A 17,564-nucleotide genomic window follows, 5' to 3' on the forward strand; every position below is an offset into this window, starting at 1 on the left:
TGTGAGGAAATCTGACATAAAACATCTTGAAGGATCAGACAGAAAAGCAGATTAGCCTAGAAGAGAGAAGGGGACAAGATGAAGTCAAATCGTTTGATAGGTGGTTTAACTGTAAGTCTGGCCGTACTGTTCGCTTATTCGATGTTTATCAGCATGCACTGGATTCACAAGGTTATCCTGGGAGCTGCTTTGCTGGTTCTTGGCTGGATATCGCTTCGGACGCATCTGGGAATGCGTAAACTGCACTCCGATTTAGGGCTTGCTGAAGGTGAAGTGAAGCAGTTAGGGAATGAGATTCAGGTTACAGCTGACAGACTATACGGGGCACTGGAGGAGATCAGCCGGCATACAGACATGCTCCAGGAGAGCGCCGATTATTCACACGCCTACGAAATGGATCTTAGAGAACGAAGCTATGAGGCGAACGCGAAGCTGGAGGACGCTTTTTCCAAAATGAATGAAGCTTCTGAAGCAAGTGAGCATATATCCAGGCTTACCGACCGGCTGGGCGCCAATATGCAGGAAACAAGTCAAGGTGTTAAGGAGATTGTAGAATCTATACATAACACACGGACCGTTATGGATCAGCTCGAGCAGCAAGGCGGTCTGATGCGGGAGAAATTTGGCCATCTGGCTGACCGGATAACCAAGGTCGAGGAGATCAACAGCCTCATAAACGGAATCGTTGAGGAAACTTCCCTGCTGGCTTTAAATGCCTCCATTGAAGCAGCACGGGCCGGAGAAGAAGGGCGGGGATTTGCTGTTGTAGCAGGCCGGATTCGGCAGCTGGCGGATCAGAGCAAGCAGTCTGTTGACCAGTCCACTTCACTATTGAGAGATATTACGACTAAAGTAAAAGAAGCGGCTGAATCGGTTAATCTCGAGCAGTCTGCGGTCAAAGACGGTGTGAAAGAAGTGGAAGCCGTAAATGCTCGACTGGAGAAAGTTGCGGGCCGGGTCAAAGAGGTGGAAGGTGCGGTCAGCGAAACATTGGGCGCGGCAGGAAGCCAGCGGGAGCTGATTGAGCAGACTTCATACAAGCTGAACGAAGCCGTGCAGATAGTGAACGTAACGATTAGCAACGTGGATCTGACCCTGGAGCAGGTGACCAAACAGCGTGGTCAAATCAACCAGCTAAATGTCGTAAGCGCCAAACTGCTGCAAGAGTCAGAGGCCCTTCAGCGCTCGGTGCTGGAAATTACCGGAGCAGACAGGGCAGACGAGACCCTCTACACCAACAAGATTCAGGAAATGCAGGAGATCCTGTCAGCGATAGCAGGAAATGAAGCTTTGCAGGTTGAAAATGAAGACCGCCATCAGTCGGTGTTAACCTCCTATCTGTCCCGAGTAGGTGACTTGCAGGCGATTTGGTCCAACCGTACGGACGGAACGTTTATTTTCTCAGAGCCCGCTGCCGGGCTGCTGAATGCGAAACGACGTGACTGGTGGGCAGGGGCTATGAGCGACGGCGCCTTTGTATCCAAGCCATACGTCTCCGCAATCACGAAACGGTCGTGCATCACGCTTTCAAGAGCTATTGTCAACCGGAATGGAGAAATTGTGGGAGTGGTCGGCGTAGATTTGGCTGTTTAAAGCGAACGATAATCTTCTATTCGCCTAATTACATTACCTGAAAAATTCACAATAAAAATTAATCTCACGAACCTAGCTTCCACATGCTTCGATCAACTCTAGTACTCTAACTCTGAAAAAAGAGAGTCTTTCAACATAATATTAATTATGTAAACTTAACTAAAAATAGCACGCACGATCAAATCCGCCGCCTTAATCTGTTGTATGATGGGAGCAGAAATAAGGGCTGCGATCGCTCCCAATCCAACCGAATAAGGAGTTAAGAATGGAATACTACTCCCGTATCCAGCAGGCGCTGGAATATATTGAACACAATCTTGATCAAGAGCTGACCATGATAAGGGTAGCGGCTCGAGCTGGCTTTTCTTCGTTTCATTTTCAAAGAATCTTTCATACCATTTCCGGCTATTCCGTCCAAGAATACATCCGGAACAGGCGGCTGTCCGCGGCCTATACGCGGCTGGTTAGCAGCCGGGCTTCTATTCTGGATATTGCACTTGAAGCCGGGTATGGCTCACAGGAAGCTTTTACCCGTGCCTTTGCCGGTTATGCAGGGGTGACTCCTGCGAAGCTCCGCCGGAATCCGGATGCTGCGCCGAAGCCTCAGCTTCAGCAGCCAATGCAGTTTATGGATTATATCCAATCCGCAGGGGAGGGTCTGATCATGCACAAGCCAGTGATCGAGGAGCTGCAGCCGAGAGTAATCGTTGGACGCAGATACCGGACAAATTTAAAGGACGGAGCGTATTTTCAGGAAATTCCGGGGTTTTATTTTGACTTTGGCAGCAAAGAATATTTTATGAGGATTGCAAACAAAGCTGCACCGGATATGTCCTACGGAATTGCCTGCGACTTTGGGGAAGAGGGGGATTTCTCTTTTGTGATTGGTGAACAGGTTGCTGATGTTCCGCAGTCTCTTGATCCTGACCTGATTCATATGCAGCTTCCCGGAGAGAAATATGCGGTATTTAAAGCCGACGGCACAGCAGAGCAAACCCAGCAGGCCCGCAAATACATTTATGGCGTATGGCTGCTGCAATCCGGCTATGAGCGGCGTGAAGGACCGGATTTTGAAATAACCGATGTGCGGAACTCCCGTTATCCGGATCATATGGTAATGTCCATTTATATTCCAATTGCGGACGAATAGCCTGGTAAAAGAGACAGACACTCGCTTAGGCAGCGGGTGTCTGTTTTATTGCAGTCTCTCGTATTGACAGCCGGCGATGGGCGATTAGAAGCAGCGGAATTCCGAATGCGGTTGTAATTGCAAGCGGAACAAAGATCATCAGCCCGTTCCCCGCCCCTGCCCCGTCAAGCAGAAACCCGCCCAGAATGGGAGCAAGAACATTGCCGATATTATTAAAGCCGATCGTTCCGAAGTACGTTCCGCGCCATTCCGGTTTGGCAACCCGGTCGATAAGCACGTCCATCATTGTAAACATAAGGACTTCTCCAATTGTAAAAACAACCACGCCCAGCATTAGCATCCCTATCTGATTGGCCGCACCAAAGATCAGGAGGCTTCCGGCCACGCAGAAATTTCCTGCTATAAGAGGCACGACAGGAGGAAGCTTGCTGGCGGTCTTTACCAGCGGATACTGCATGACGAGGACGGTTACAGCGTTAAGAGTGAGCATGTAAGAGAACAATCGGCTGCCATTTTCAAAATGAGGATTTAAGGCAACGTATTGGGCAAGCGTTGAGCTGAAATGCCCGTAACCCAGCACACAGAATATAGTACCGAGCAGAATAGGCAGAAAGACTTTATCCCGGCTGGTCGTCTGCAGAGCTTCCCTCATCCGCGGAGAGGCTGTCCGCTGGGGCGCGGCCCCGTGAACCGGGTGGACCTTAAACTGCATAAAAATAACCAGGCCATATAGGACATAAACCGCACCAGCAACAACGAATGGAAAAGTAGAACGGGACGAGCCAAGCATCAGACCGATCAGCGGGCCGAACACAACCCCGAGGTTTACAGCAAAATATCTCATGTTGAAGATGAGAAGCTTCTTCTCTTGGAGTTACATCAGACAATAGGGCTCGTGAGGCCGGTTCGAATACAGATTTGCACAGTCCGTTCAGCGTATTTACCACGAAGAAGACCCAAAGCTGATGAGCCAGAGCAAATCCGAAGAATACACAGGCCCAGCCGAATACGGAGGCCAGCATGACTTTTTTGCGTCCAAGCTGATCGGAAATATAACCGCCATAGAAGCTGACAAGCACGCCGGCCAGAGAGCTGACAGCAACAGTGATGCCTGTCTCCGCAGAGGAAGCGCCAAGCACTTGGGTTAAGTAGATGGATAGAAACGGAATGCTCATTGAAGTGACAAGACGGCCGAACATGGTCCCGATAATGATCGTCCAGGCCAAAGGGTGAATCTGACGAAATGACTGAATCATAAGCGTTCTCCTTCTGCTAGATTTCTATTATAATTGTAACTGGAAAAAGGGGAAGTAAAAGTGTAAACAACCGGATATTTATTTCACCCTTTTCCAAGATACATAATTCGGTGCGCATTCTCTTGAATATGGTACCCTCGAAGAGGCACGGCGTCTGCTCGAGCAGAACGGTTATCAAGGTGAAGAAGTGGTTCTGGCCTGCCGAAGTTCGAAGGAGGAGGAAGAGGAGTCAGAGTGGATCATAAAGCGGTGTGCCCATATTGGAATACGGGTTACCCGGATCTTTTATGAGAATATTGGGCTTCGATCCGTCCCGGACAAGGCGCATTTCATTCTTGCTGAAGAGACGCTGGAAGATGATTGGGAATGGGATTTGATTAACTTTTTCAAAAATGAAAGCTCGATTCATCTGTTTCTGAACGAAGAGCGGAAGCACATTATAGATAACCTCGTTCACGACTTCCTGCAGCAGCCTGAAAGCACCAGACAAAGCATGCTGAGCAGGGTGGAGCAGCACTTAAGGGATCATAATTGGCTTCTTTATGGCTGCCATTTGAACAAAAGAGCGCATTATGACCAGAGCTTTCAAGGCTTAAGCAAAACAAGCTTCGGCTATCTGGATTTCTCTAAATTATGGATTAAAGCTTCCGCTGGCGAGGATGAATAAGAAATTCCTTACTCAAGCAAGCTAATGGGGACTAAGGCATGAAAGGGAGGAGTTATTCATCCATGAAACATTATGATTCCAGTCTGCATACCAACAATACGAACTCCAGGGCCCAGGTTTCCATTAATAAGCTTACAAATGCCGTTTCCCAGGCTTTGAGCCATCCAACGGAACAAATGATCGAACAGGCTGAGAACCGTCTGGTTCATACGGAACAAGCGGTTTCCGAAGCACAGGAGCATTCCGCTGACGGACAGGGCGTGGATCTGCTTGAAGCCGCTTTGAATGAAGAGAAGGAGCGCCTGCAGTCGGCCAGGGATGCAGTAAGCTACGAGTGAGTTAGAAGGCAGCAATATCAGATAGTGAAGCATAAAGCCCAGATATTGATAGCGTGCAAAAAAAAGGAGGTATCCGCTGCCGGATCCTCCTCTTTCCATTATCAGCCCAGATGTCCAATTTGGCTAAAGCTTATTGATTTACAACCACTTGATCCCAAATACCTCCGTCCCCATACAGCTCCTTGTTGACTTTCTCCCAATATTTATCCGCGTACTGCTTCTCAATATCCGGATCGACCGAGCGGAAGCCGCTGTCGGCAAAGACTTTTTGCGCTTCAGGCGTCCATTTGACAAAGAATGAGCCCATTTGCGGCAGCTCTTTGCGTTCTTAGGAACAAGCACACAGGCGGGCTGCTGTGCATATAGAAAATAGATATAATCTTCTCTTTACTATTTCATCAATCACACTTATAATATTAAAAACTCATTGTATTACTCGGAATTGGAAGGACTGATTAACTTGCTGAGCATTGCGTTGATCGTCGCTTTTTTCTTTGCTGCTAATATAGGCGCGAGCGGAACGGCTGCTTCGATGGGGGCGGCTTATGGCGGAGGCGCCATTCGTATAAAATGGGTAGCCCTGCTTCTGGCTGCTGTCTCCGTATTTGCGGGGGCTTACCTCGGAGGAGGGGAGGTCGTCAAGACGATCTCGGGAGGCATTATTCCATCGGATCTGCTGAACGTTAAGATCACAATTGGCATTCTTGCTTCTGCCTGTTTAACACTGTTTATTGCCAACCTGCTTGGGATTCCTCTCTCGACAAGCGAGGTAACTGTAGGAGCGGTTGTCGGCGTCGGGATCGCGTATCAGTCGATAAACATAGGAGAAGTGCTGTTCATTGCCTGCGTATGGATCGTCATGCCTTTCCTGTCTTACGTCATTTCCTACGGACTTGGACGCCTTATTTCTCCAATTGAACAGCGTGTGACCCGTTCGAAATTTGGAAAATGGTTCTTCACCCTGCTGCTGATTGGAGCCGGTTGTTATGAGGCGTTCTCAGCCGGGATGAACAACGTGGCGAACGCTGTTGGCCCGCTCGTCGGCGCAAAGCTGATTGATACGTCCAGTGCTATTTTCTGGGGAGGTCTGTTCGTGGCACTTGGGGCTTTTCTGCTTGGAGGAAGGGTTCTGGAGACGAACGCAACCAAGATTACCCAGCTCTCCTTGATGAAGAGCAGCGCTGTCTCCTTAACCTCGGGAACACTCGTCATTATCGCTTCATTATTCGGAATTCCTGTCCCGTTGACCCAGGCAACCACCATGTCGATCTTTGGCATCGGAACCGCCAATCACGGCAGCAGCTTCTGGCGGAGTCCGATCGTGAAGAGGGTCATTAAAGTCTGGATTCTTTCTCCGGTGATTTCACTAGCGGTCTCGTTCGCCGTAGTTGAAACCTTTATCCTGCATAAAATATCCGGCCCGATTACGATTGCATGTATTGGACTGCTGGCAGGAGCTATGGCTCTTCACAGACTGAAGACGAAACGCGCTCTAGTATCAAACGAATCAGCAGGCAATTAACTCGTATCCCTATCAGATGTAGAGAAAACCACCTTTTGGGTGGTTTTTTTGTTATTGACGGGGATGAATCGAATCCTGCTACTAACGCCCAAAAAAACTGCGTATAACATAAATTATACGCAGTTTTGATTCTAAGCATTTAAACAATCGGAATTCGATCAGAGATATGTTAAAATAAACGTTAGAAGCGCTTTATTTTTGATCCAAATAAATACTTACGTAAATGCGAAGGAGCAGCCGTTAATGATCGTTCGTGAACATGACATGGGTTTGGTGATGATCGAGCAGCACGAGCACGGGAAGCTGGCCGGAGATTTTGCCAAGCAGCTGAGCAGCGCCGTTTTGGCTCCGGATGAGCCATATGCTTCAGATTTGATCACTGCGATATATGAACATGACCGGGGCTGGATCTATTTAGACAAAAAGCCTCTTTGGAACGAGGAGACCGGCAAGCCGTATACCTTTGTCGACTATCCGCTTGAACCAAAGCTGGCGGCCTATCAGCAGGGGCTTGATGAAGTCGAGGACATGAGCCCGTACGCTTCTCTAATTTGCAGCATGCACTTTGCGTCCTTCACCCAGCAGGCGCATGAAACCGCCTGGAAGCGATTTTTGAGGCATGAAGAGAACAGGCAGGACCGTTTGAGGAGAGAATTGGGGCTTGAAGCGGAGCATCCCGCCCTGCTCAGACATTTTCGCTTATTACAGTTATGTGATGACCTTTCCTTATATGTATGCCTCAATGAGCCGGGAGCAGACAAAGAAGCGGAGCATCCCTGGTTTCGGGACGGTTTTGCCCATACCTCCTTCTTGAATCCCGCCGAGGATACACCGGTTACGGCTTACTGGAGGGAACGCGAATTTGTTGAGGTCCGGCCATTTCTGTTCTCCGATCCATTTGAAGTCAGTGTAACGTACAGAAAGCTTGCGAAAGAACGTGTCCGGCTGATGGGCGGCGAAGCGGCTTACAAAAGCTCTTCCCCCCGCACAGGCTTACTAAGGATACAATAAGGCTAAGAGCTGCCGGCTGTTAAGGCCGGTTTTGTTTTGACAAGGAGGCTGCCGAATGAAACATCTCCCCGAGCTTTACGATGAACCGCTTGAGGCCTTTCTGATATGGCTTAAGGATGCGGGTTACACGTCTTATACGCAAAAATCCTATTTAAGCGATGTCCGCGAATTTTTGGACAGGCTCAGCGGAAAGCCGCTGGATCAGGTGAAGAAGCTGCACGTTGTCAGTTATCTGACCTCCGTCCGGGAGAAGGGCGTGTCCGATACAACAAGAAACAGGAAGCATGCGTCCATCAACTGCTTCTTTAAAGCGCTGAGTGAACTCGAACTGCTGGACCATAATCCGGCCGCGGGCATTAAGAAATCCAAGACGGAGAAGAACAGGCTGCCGGTGTTTCTGGATGAGCAGGGGCTGGAGCGGTTTCTTCAGCATATCGGCGGCAAATATAAGACGCGGAACATCGCGATTTTTCTGCTGATGGGCTATATGGGCCTGCGGGTTGGAGAGGTTCATGCCCTGAATCTGGCGGATTTCAATCCGGATCAGAAGACGCTCAGCGTTCTTGGTAAGGGACGAAAGTGGAGGGGAATCCCGATCCCTGAAGCGGTTTTGCCTTATCTGGAGACCGCGGTGGACAAGCGTTTAAGTCCCTGGAGAAGCAAAGAGGAAGCGATGTTCATCTCCCAGAAAGGAAAAAGACTCTCCATACGCTGCATCCAGCAGATCGCTGCCGAGACGTTCGACCGGTTTCAAACCGGCGTGCCGGACTCCCGCAAAATTGCCTACTCCAGCCACAAGCTGCGCCATTCTTTCGCAACAATGCTGCTGCGCCGGGGCGCTGACTTGAGAACGGTGCAGGAGCTGCTTGGCCATTCTTCCATACAGACCACTACCGTTTATACCCACATTACGAACAGGGAGAAAGAGGAAGCGATGGCCAAATTGGAGCTCAGCGTAAGAATCTAATCTATTCATCCATATTAAAGGGGAAGCCATCATGAAATTTTTGGTTCAAATGTTATCCTTTTTCGTTATTCAAACCGAAGGTTCAGAGCAATCCGGTGCGAGCAGCACCAATCTGTCTTACAAGCATTTTCAGACTCTGGACGGGGAAGAGTATATTGACAGTGAGATCCAGCGCTTCTTAAGCGGCGAATTTAACCGGATTGCGAAACGGAAGGTGGAGAAAAATCCTTCTGCAGAACAGGCGCCGACCAAGATCGGCCGTTTTATTGTTGAGCCTGATTATGGCCTGGACAGCAATCCCAATTTCAATATGTTTGCCCGCATCCGGGCAGCCAGCGACAAGCAGGGGTTCCAATATGCGTGTGACGACGTCGTGCGTGCTTATCTGGACACCAGCGCTGTCCGCGGCGGCGCTTTAATAATCGTTCAGGCGACTCTGGAAAATTATTCGGAGGACCCGTTTATTTTTCTGCTGAAATGCGATTTCGAGCAGAAGATCGCCCGGATTTCGGATGAACGCAGCCTCGTCAATCAGGTGGAAATGGCCATTAGCGCGCGGAGCATGAAATCCATCATGTATCCTTATATGCTGGAGGAAGGCATGGTTGACGAATGGGAGCTGAAGATTCATCAGACTTCTCATGCCCGTTATTTTGAGGATTTTCTGAAATTCGTTACCTACGAACAGTCCATTCCTGAGATCGTAAACGACCATGTCATGGGATATGTTCAGCAGTATGTCGAGACGAAATGGCCGGATGAGACTCATGAAGAGCGGCAGCAGATAGAAAGGGATATTGAGCTCTGGGCGGCCAGCGAGAAACGGGACATCCAGGAGAAATGGGAGCCTGCAGAAGTGGTGGAAGCAGCCGAAAGAATTATTGAGATCAAGCCTGAAATCGAGCTGAAGTTCAAAATCGGCGATACCATTGTGAAAGGAAAGCTGGCTGATTTCGGCGGTACGATCCATTTCTCCAAGCTGAACGGCCGTTACGCGGTCATTTTGGAGGGGGATTCGTTCGTGTTTGATAAAGGCTTCTCCCCAGTCGAGCTGCTCCAGCCGGAATCCTTTGAGTCGGTTGCCAAACGGTTGATTGAGAAGCAAACGGAAGAACCGGACGATGGAATTCCTTATTAATAAGAAGCGAATCTGCAATTAGAAGCAATGAGTTTACAGTAAATATATTATGTTAACCAAAATGTTAAACAACATTCGATAATTTATGCCGTTAATCATTTTGTTTAATGCCGTTAACTATCCTATTTCGAAAAAGAAAAATCCCGCCGTCCAATGGACAGCGGGATTTCGTTCTTTATTCAGCCAAGCAGATCATTGCTTTGCAGATCAGAAGCGATTTTACAGTTCAAGACCGGCGATCTGCTCCTTCAGCTTGCTAGCCGAAGCCTGGAACTGTGCCAACTCTTTCTCATTGAGCTCGATGTCGAGAACCTCCCGGACGCCGGAACGGTCGACAATACATGGTACACCCAGGTATACATCGGAGACGCCATTGTAATTGTTCAGCAGGGTGGACACATTCAGAACCGAGCCTTCGTCCTGCAGAATGGACACAATGATCCGGTCAAGCGCCAAGGCGATTGCGTAAGAGGTTGAACCTTTGGCGTTAATAATTTCATACGCTGCATTCTTGGTGCGGTTAAAGATATCTTCTTTGTCGGAGTCGCTGATTTCAAGATTTACGCCGGCTACGTTAGCCAGACTCCAGAGCGGCAGCTCGGAATCTCCGTGTTCGCCCACAATATGGGCATGAATGCTGCGCGGATTGATCTTCTGATTCTGACCGATCAGATAACGGAAGCGGGCGCTGTCCAGCAGTGTACCGGAGCCGATAACACGGTTAACCGGGAAACCGCTCTTTTTCAAAGAAACATAAGAAAGAATATCAACCGGGTTGGTTGCCACGAGAATAATGCCATCCTGGTTGTATTTGGTAATGTTCTTGATAATATCATCAAAGATTGCGGCGTTTCGTTTCAGCAAGTCAATTCTTGTTTCACCCGGACGCTGGTTGGAGCCGGCTGCAATCACAATAATATCGGCGCCTTGGCAGTCACTGTAATCACCAGCCCAAAGCTTCACGCCGCCCGTGAACGGCAAGCCGTGATTCATATCAAGCGCTTCTCCCAGAGCCTTCTCATGGTTTGCATCGATCAGAACCAGCTCGGAGACCCGTTCCCTCAAAAATAAGGTATAAGCGGTAGTAGCGCCAACAGCGCCTGTTCCGATCACAACTACGCGGCTTGCGCGCTGTGCCGTTTTAGCCATTGTTCATTTCTCCTTTTCAATTGAAATTAAGCATTGATTATGAGTTTGTCTGGTAAATCAGGCAGGCGGCCGAGACCTGTTTTCATTATTTTACCCAATCCCGATTGATTATTCCCCCAAGTTTGCTAAAAATATATGTACGGTCAGGCTTCTCCGGCCTATTTACCAAACTAACCTCTATTGTACCTCAATAGTTCAAAATCCAAAATCCTCCTTTTTAACAATCTCCTGCTTTCTCTCAAATCGCCAATTCATGATGGAAATCGCCAAATTGTGAGAAGTTTGTCCCTGAGATGTAACCATTCTGTAAGAAACGTACGGATTATTTATATTATCCTAGTAAGAGTAAGGAGAGAATTGGGAGAAATAGAGAGAGGCATTGGTGAGGCATGGAGAAGCATAGCAAGCGAGGGAAGAAGAAACGGAATCGCATCAGTTTAACTAGAATCAATATTCTCTTGGGGGCAGCGGTCGTTGTTTTGGCGGCCTTTTCAATTCAAACGGCTCGCACGGAGTCAAGCTCAAGCGGAGCAATAACCGTCAGCTCACCTGCTTTGGGAGCGAATCCGAAGGACGCCGGCAGTCTTAATCAGACAGTGGAGAAGCCTTCATCTCCAGCTGCATCTTCCGCGTCTTCTTCAACTATTAAAGTAGTGAACGACAAGAAACCGCAGGCACCATCACCGTCTGCAGCCTCACCTTCAGCTGATCCCGGGACAGCCAGCAAGACAGCCGCAGCTCCGAAGGCCAATGAATCGGCGGATCAGCCTTTATTGCCTAAAGATGTAAAGAGCAAGACGGTCTATTTGACTTTTGACGACGGGCCGAGCCGGTATACCGATCAAATCGCAGCGATTCTCGCTAAAAATAAGATTCACTCCACTTTTTTTGTAATCGGAAGCAATTTGACCGAATATTCGAAGAAGGTTACCCGCCTGCTGGCGCAGGGCCATTACGTCGGGCTTCACAGCATGACCCACAGCTACAGCAAACTGTATAAGAGCGGAAGCTCCGCGAACTTCATTAAGGAATTTCAGCAGGAGCAAGCGTTGTATAAGAAAATCACCGGCCAGGAGGTGGACCTCATCCGCGCCCCGTATGGCAGTGCTCCGCAGATCAGCAAAACCTTCAGGGACGATATAGCGGCAGCCGGATTCAGAATGTGGGACTGGACAGTGGATTCCGAGGACTGGAGCTATAAGAACCACCCTGAAAAAATCATTGCCCAGGTCAAGCGCCAGGTCCATGGCAATCTTAACGTTATTCTTATGCACGAAACCAAGCAGACCGTTGAAGCGCTCCCGCAGGTGATTGCCTACCTGAAGCAGCAAGGCTATTCCTTTGCGGTATATAAGCCGTCCCAGCATCTTGTCGTTAATTTTGCGGATGACAAGCGGCTTTAACCTCTTTGTTTGCGCTTTCATAGACTTCAATGCCCGTTTTTTTTATAATGAAATCAAGTGACCTTAACAAAGGAGGCAGAACGGTTTGAGTAAATGGCAATTTACGTGGATTGTCCTGTTAGCAGGCTCCCTGCTGCTATCAGCTTGTACAGCTAGAGAAACCACAACGGCTTCTGCGCCTGTGCAGGAAGCGGACAATCAGGAGAATGGCCAGGTGCTCACTGTCGTGAATCCGGAAACGGCCAAAACAGAAAGCAGCTCTGAAGAAACCGCTAAAAAGTATCAGATTCAAACCCGATTAACCGACTTCAAACTCTTTTCAGATACAATTGGAATTGCCTGGGGGATTACCCGGGGAGAACTGAGGTTATACACCACCAAAGACAAGGGCAGGACGTGGACCAATATTTCGCCGGCAGCAACGGTGCAGTTTCCAAGCGCCATCAGATACGGCAAGGAAATGTACTTTCTTGATCAAAGCCATGGCTGGATTATGCGTAAGGCACAAGGCTCTACAGAAGGGATTCTGCTGTATACCAAAGACGGGGGGCTGCACTGGAGCATTTCTTCGCTTCCGTCAAATGCAGATCCCAGCAGCATCTATTTTGCTACGCCTGACCGGGGCTGGATCTTGTCCAAAGGCTTCAGCTCGTCCGGCAGCCAGAGCAAAACGCTGTACAATTCTTATGATGGAGGGATGACCTGGTCATCGGACACGAAGGAAGCGTCCAGCACCGGCGCTGACGCTGACGGAACGCTGCCCGGTCTGCCGCAGTACGGCTACTTTGAAGATATGGCTTATACGACAGAGCAGAAAGGGTTCACTCTTGTTCAGCAGTTAACGAAGCCGGATCTTTATACCACGAGCGACGGCGGAGAACACTGGTCAGCTAACAGCAGCTTCTTCAGCAAGCTGGATTTGGAGAACTGCAGCCAATATACCGCCGAAGAGATAAACGTCTTCCCGGGTAACGGACAGTCGGCTTACATACCGGTCAGGTGCATCAAGGGGGATCCTTCGAATTCTTCCAAGTACAGCGGCTATTTTACTGCTGACGGAGGTAAGACCTTTCAGTTTGTCGATTTCGCTCTGCAGTGGCAGTCCGGTGAGAATGCCGCCCTGGTTCCATTCTTTCTAAATGGACAAGAAGGCTGGAGCCTGCAGGGCAATCTGATCTACCATACCGACAACCAGGGAAAAATCTGGACGGCGCTGCCGGAAAGTCCTAAGCTGACCGCTACCTTGCAGGATTATCCGGAGGTTGTGAAGCTCCAGTTCATCACGCCGGAGTATGGCTGGATTCTGGTGCAGAACAGCGGGGAGAAGACATCCCGCTTGCTGTCTACTAAAGATGGAGGGCGCAGCTGGCAGATGCTCTGATGGAGCGTGCCGGCTGCGGCCTTCTTTTTCTCAACTGCCGGGTCCGCTGTATGATGTGATGCATTTATTATATTATGTGAAATAAATCACATACTGATCTCAGCCCCTGTGATATATTTAACTTGTAAAGAGGAACACCACTAAAAAAACTAACAAACTCAAGGAGTGAACGATCATGAAAACTCAATTATTCGATACTGCAACTACAAGAAATCTGCTTCAATTCTGCTACACCTGTACAGATGCTCATGAATGCACCACTGAAGAGATCTGCAGAGAATGCTGGGCAGCCCACAATCTGCTTGAAGAGGAAACTGAAGAAGTGGACGAAACCAAACAGCTGCTAATGAACTATTATGCATAAGAGAAGCAGCGCAAGCAGCAGCAATTTTAAATAACCTTCTTCCGGAAACCGCGGAGGAAGGTTATTTTTTTTGCATTTAGACAAGCAGCCGAATTTCCCGTATACCCGGCCTATCAAGTTTCGATTTCAGGCGCATATATTTAGAACAAGCGGGGGAGGCAGGTATTCACCGTTTCCAAAGTCAAGGAGGGGAGTGGGCATGCTTACCGGATTAGACATGTTAGATATGACGGGTTCAGTGATTCCAGTGTTCTTAATTGTCGTTCTGGGCATCATTGGGATTTCGGCCTTCAGCGGAGTCTATCGCTGGCTTAAGGATAACAAGCAGCCAGTGCTTACGGTGCTTACGACGGTTACAAGCAAAAGGACGGTGGTCAGCTACCGTCAGAGCAGCGATTCCGATTCTCATCGTTCGGTCACCCGCTACTATGTTACCTTTGAAGTGGAAAGCGGAGACCGGCTGGAGTTCGAGGTTCACGGCGACGAATACGGACAAACTGCAGAAGGCGACCAAGGGAATCTGACCTTCCAGGGCAGCAGATATTTGGGGTTTCGCCGTCATATGCACGGGTATGTCCGGAACTATCCGGATATTCACCGAAGTCATTAAGTCTTGTGTTAAACAACAACAGCCCCGCAGGGTTCCTGAACGGATCCTTGCGGGGCTGTCGCATGATGATGAGGCACCAGGCACCTGGTTTAAGAGGAAAGCGCCTCCGGTTTGTTCAGATTGGCAATCAATGCCTGGGCAACGCCGCGGGCACTTGAGAAAGCCCTCTCAGCAAGCTCGCCTTTGCCGACACATCCATCTCCGCAGAAGTAGAAGGGAACCTCGGGAAGCGTATTGGGCAGAAGCTTGTTGGAGGCGATATTTTTCACACTTGAGACCATGGCTTTCTTGGAGACGCGCTTGACCTCTACGGATTCTCTCCAGCCTGGATAGTATTGATCGAATAGTTCTTCCATTTTGGCCGTTTTGTGGTCCATATACTTCTTGCGTTCTTCGTCCGTCTCGAAATGGTCGTTCAAATAAGCGATGCCTTGGAGCAGCTGGCCATTCTCCGGTACGACGGTGTGGTCTGTAGCAGACACGTCGCTGATGAACATTTTATTGTCCATATCGCTGATATAGTGGAACGGACGCGCTACTACCTTGGAGAAGCCAACGTCGTAGACCATAACCTCGGTTGACGTATTATCGGCATAAGGAGCAAGGGAAGCTTCCCAAGGGGTGTCTTCCATCAGCTTGCTGACCTGCTGTACGGGAATAGCGAAGATTACGGCGTCAAACTCCAGATTCTCTCTTGTCTTGGTATTCAGGATGAGAGAGCTTCCTTCTTGCCGGAAGGATTCTACCGGTTCTTTGACAGAAATGGTCCATCGTCCGCTGGCTTCGATCTTCTGCTGCAGCTGATCGGTGATGACGGCCCAGCTGCCAAGTATATAGTTGACTGGCTTAGAAGAAAGGAACAGGTTATGATAATAATCGGCAATTACGGTACCGGACACCTTGCGTGCTTCTTCCGGCGTGATAAAGAAGTTGGAGCAGACGAGATGCTCCCAGAGCTCTTTGACATCGCCTGCAGCGTGGGAGCGGTCGAGATATTCGCCAAGTGTCGGGTAGTTCTTCAGCTGATGAATGTTAGCAATAATGGCTGCGACATCGCCGACAAAGCGCACTTTCTCCATAGCGGTAAGCACGCCTGTCTTAACAATGTTCATGAAATCGAGAGGAGCGAGCGTAAGCTGGTTATGTTTGGCGTAATACACTTTACGCTTTTCGACCTGTCTGCTTTCAAAGCTGAGTCCAAGCTCCTGTTTTAATTGAGAGATGGTGTTGCGGTCGATGCCGTATACGGCGTGCGCGCCGTAATTCAGGGTGAAACCGGATTTCTGGTACGTAAAGGCACGCCCGCCGAGCTGCGGGCTGCGCTCAAATACAACTCCCTCTACATCGGGATGTTCAGACAGGTAAGCCGCAGCGGTTAAGCCGGCAAGTCCTCCGCCAATTACTGCTATCTTCATGAATCGTACCTCCTCAGAATTTGTGGAGCAAAGCTGCTGTATTTGATGCGTCAGGCTTTATCATTGCGATTCAATTCACTTCTAGTATATGTTATTCATGAAAGCGCGTCCATAGAAATAGACACGATTTGTTCAAATCTGCAATCGCATTCATTTCCTTTTGCAATAGACTTTTTTTATAGGGGAAATACCATCGAGGGAGGAATTCTGTTGGCTAAATTTATGGGACTGGATATCGGAACCACCACGATTTCGGGCTTGATTTATGACCTTGAAGATAGGAAAATTTTACACCGGATTACGGCAGATCACGCTCACGGATTTCTGGTAAGTGAACAGGAATGGGAACGGCTGCAGGACGCCGAGGCCATTTATGGTCAGACTTTGAGCATGGTGGAAGAGCTGCTCAGCAGAGAGAGTGAGACTGCGGGGATCGGATTAACCGGACAGATGCACGGCATCGTCTATATGGATATAAAAGGCATGGCCGTCAGCCCGCTGTATACTTGGCAGGACGGTCGCGGCGGGCAGATGATTCCCGGAGCATCCCGAACTTACGCGGAACGGTTGTCCGAGCAATTTGGAATGAATCTGTCACCAGGCTACGGGCTGGCTACGCATGCTTACAATACGGATCATGGACTTGTGCCGGCTGAAGCAGCGTCAATATGCAGCATCGCCGATTACATAGGAGCTAGGCTTACCGGTAAGCCCGTTCCTGTAATGGATGCCACTCAGGCTGCTGCTATTGGGGGCTACCGGAGGGAGCTTCATGATTTTGACCGGAGCGCCATTGGTAAAGCCGGGATGGACGCTGCGCTTCTGCCCCAGGTTGTGCCTTCAGGGACTTTGGCCGGACACAGCCCGCAGGGGATTCCGGTCTATGTCTCTTTGGGCGATAATCAGGCGAGCTTTCTAGGCAGTGTACCGCGGCCGGAAGGAACGCTGCTGATGAATGTCGGAACGGGGAGCCAGCTATCGGCCTATGTGCCGGAAATCGCCGAGGTGCCGAAGGGAATGGAGGCACGGCCTTATCCCGGCGGCGGCCTGCTGCTCGTCGGGGCTGCACTTAGCGGCGGCAAATCGTATGCGATGCTGCAGTCATTTTTCCGGGACGTTATTGAGGGCTTTACCGGACAAACCGTCCTGCCCAAAGAGATCTATGCCTGGATGGATCAGATGCTGCACAGTACGCCGGGCTGTGAAGAGAGCCTAAGGGTTCTGCCTTTCTTTAACGGGACCCGCGCCAATCCGGAGCTTCGGGGCAGCATTGAGCAGATATCGCTTGGCAATTTCACCCCCGGGGCCTTAACCCATGCTTTCTTGAGTGGGATGGTCGAGGAGCTGTACGAGTTCTGCCTTAGCCTTAAGGCTAGCACCTCCTGCACCTTTACCGAACTAGCCGGATCCGGCAACGCTCTCCGGGCGAACCCGGTGTTATGCGCCAAAGCGGAGGAAATTTTCGGAATGAAGATGAAGCTTAGCGCTTCACCGGAGGAAGCGGCGGTTGGGGCGGCTTTATGCGCGGCGGTTGGCTCCGGATCCATTGAAAGCTTCCGTCATACAGGGCAATTTCTGATTTAACTAGAGAGGATGCTTG

16 protein-coding genes and 1 pseudogene are annotated in these 17,564 nt (G+C 49.6%); 13 read left to right on the forward strand and 4 right to left on the reverse strand.

Annotated elements, in window-relative coordinates; genetic code table 11:
• The first annotated feature begins 78 nt into the window (after positions 1-78).
• Both FCN15_RS03225 and FCN15_RS03230 read left to right on the forward strand, forming a co-directional pair.
• A complete protein-coding gene (locus FCN15_RS03225; protein WP_138493520.1) occupies positions 79-1,593 on the forward strand; it encodes a methyl-accepting chemotaxis protein in 1,515 nt (504 codons plus the stop codon).
• 265 nt (positions 1,594-1,858) lie between these two features.
• Entirely contained in the window at positions 1,859-2,743 is an 885-nt protein-coding gene (locus FCN15_RS03230; RefSeq protein WP_138493521.1) for an AraC family transcriptional regulator, read from the forward strand.
• 25 nt (positions 2,744-2,768) lie between these two features.
• Here the strand turns inward: FCN15_RS03230 and FCN15_RS03235 are convergent.
• Positions 2,769-3,999: pseudogene (locus FCN15_RS03235) on the reverse strand (MDR family MFS transporter).
• Between the two features lie 187 nt (positions 4,000-4,186).
• Here FCN15_RS03235 and FCN15_RS03240 point away from each other — a divergent pair.
• Positions 4,187-4,666 carry a periplasmic substrate-binding domain-containing protein gene (locus tag FCN15_RS03240; RefSeq protein ID WP_138493522.1) on the forward strand — a complete coding sequence of 160 codons (480 nt, stop codon included), beginning with the start codon at positions 4,187-4,189 and terminating at the stop codon, positions 4,664-4,666.
• A gap of 62 nt (positions 4,667-4,728) precedes the next feature.
• Positions 4,729-5,004 (forward strand): hypothetical protein, encoded by a 276-nt coding sequence (locus FCN15_RS03245; RefSeq protein ID WP_138493523.1) that lies wholly within the window; start codon positions 4,729-4,731, stop codon positions 5,002-5,004.
• A gap of 130 nt (positions 5,005-5,134) precedes the next feature.
• Here the strand turns inward: FCN15_RS03245 and FCN15_RS19105 are convergent, their stop codons facing one another.
• The gene (locus tag FCN15_RS19105; RefSeq protein WP_162515276.1) at positions 5,135-5,311 is read right to left on the reverse strand and encodes a hypothetical protein; all 177 of its coding nucleotides are present in this window, start codon (positions 5,309-5,311) and stop codon (positions 5,135-5,137) included.
• 153 nt (positions 5,312-5,464) lie between these two features.
• On the opposite strand from FCN15_RS19105, the gene FCN15_RS03250 reads away from it, so the two are divergent.
• The 4 genes from FCN15_RS03250 (at position 5,465) to FCN15_RS03265 (ending at position 9,642) form a co-directional block, all read left to right on the forward strand.
• Positions 5,465-6,526: an inorganic phosphate transporter gene (locus FCN15_RS03250; protein WP_203232073.1), complete on the forward strand. Its 1,062-nt coding sequence runs from the start codon at positions 5,465-5,467 to the stop codon at positions 6,524-6,526.
• A 243-nt stretch (positions 6,527-6,769) separates the two neighbouring features.
• Positions 6,770-7,537, forward strand: coding sequence for a DUF3891 family protein (locus FCN15_RS03255; RefSeq protein WP_138493524.1), 768 nt, complete (start codon positions 6,770-6,772; stop codon positions 7,535-7,537).
• 55 nt (positions 7,538-7,592) lie between these two features.
• Positions 7,593-8,504 (forward strand): tyrosine-type recombinase/integrase, encoded by a 912-nt coding sequence (locus FCN15_RS03260; protein WP_138493525.1) that lies wholly within the window; start codon positions 7,593-7,595, stop codon positions 8,502-8,504.
• Positions 8,505-8,535: 31 nt separating this feature from the next.
• Positions 8,536-9,642 (forward strand): DUF3900 domain-containing protein, encoded by a 1,107-nt coding sequence (locus FCN15_RS03265; protein ID WP_138493526.1) that lies wholly within the window; start codon positions 8,536-8,538, stop codon positions 9,640-9,642.
• A gap of 219 nt (positions 9,643-9,861) precedes the next feature.
• Here FCN15_RS03265 and FCN15_RS03270 read toward each other — a convergent pair whose 3' ends face one another.
• Positions 9,862-10,791: an L-lactate dehydrogenase gene (locus FCN15_RS03270; protein WP_138493527.1), complete on the reverse strand. Its 930-nt coding sequence runs from the start codon at positions 10,789-10,791 to the stop codon at positions 9,862-9,864.
• Between the two features lie 389 nt (positions 10,792-11,180).
• Between FCN15_RS03270 and FCN15_RS03275 the strand changes: the two genes are divergently transcribed.
• From FCN15_RS03275 to FCN15_RS03290, 4 genes are all read left to right on the forward strand, one after another.
• Positions 11,181-12,194: a polysaccharide deacetylase family protein gene (locus FCN15_RS03275; protein WP_138493528.1), complete on the forward strand. Its 1,014-nt coding sequence runs from the start codon at positions 11,181-11,183 to the stop codon at positions 12,192-12,194.
• Positions 12,195-12,279: 85 nt separating this feature from the next.
• Positions 12,280-13,575, forward strand: a complete 1,296-nt coding sequence (locus FCN15_RS03280; RefSeq protein ID WP_138493529.1) for a hypothetical protein — start codon at positions 12,280-12,282, stop codon at positions 13,573-13,575.
• Between the two features lie 175 nt (positions 13,576-13,750).
• Positions 13,751-13,939 carry a hypothetical protein gene (locus tag FCN15_RS03285; RefSeq protein WP_138493530.1) on the forward strand — a complete coding sequence of 63 codons (189 nt, stop codon included), beginning with the start codon at positions 13,751-13,753 and terminating at the stop codon, positions 13,937-13,939.
• A gap of 199 nt (positions 13,940-14,138) precedes the next feature.
• A complete protein-coding gene (locus FCN15_RS03290; protein WP_138493531.1) occupies positions 14,139-14,549 on the forward strand; it encodes a DUF2500 domain-containing protein in 411 nt (136 codons plus the stop codon).
• 89 nt (positions 14,550-14,638) lie between these two features.
• Here FCN15_RS03290 and FCN15_RS03295 read toward each other — a convergent pair whose 3' ends face one another.
• Positions 14,639-15,964: an FAD-dependent oxidoreductase gene (locus FCN15_RS03295; protein WP_138493532.1), complete on the reverse strand. Its 1,326-nt coding sequence runs from the start codon at positions 15,962-15,964 to the stop codon at positions 14,639-14,641.
• A gap of 210 nt (positions 15,965-16,174) precedes the next feature.
• Here FCN15_RS03295 and FCN15_RS03300 point away from each other — a divergent pair, with 210 nt between their 5' ends.
• Positions 16,175-17,548: a sedoheptulokinase gene (locus FCN15_RS03300; RefSeq protein WP_162515277.1), complete on the forward strand. Its 1,374-nt coding sequence runs from the start codon at positions 16,175-16,177 to the stop codon at positions 17,546-17,548.
• The last annotated feature ends 16 nt before the right edge of the window (positions 17,549-17,564 follow it).

This window comes from Paenibacillus pinistramenti, from assembly GCF_005869875.1.
Taxonomy (GTDB): domain Bacteria; phylum Bacillota; class Bacilli; order Paenibacillales; family Paenibacillaceae; genus Fontibacillus; species Fontibacillus pinistramenti.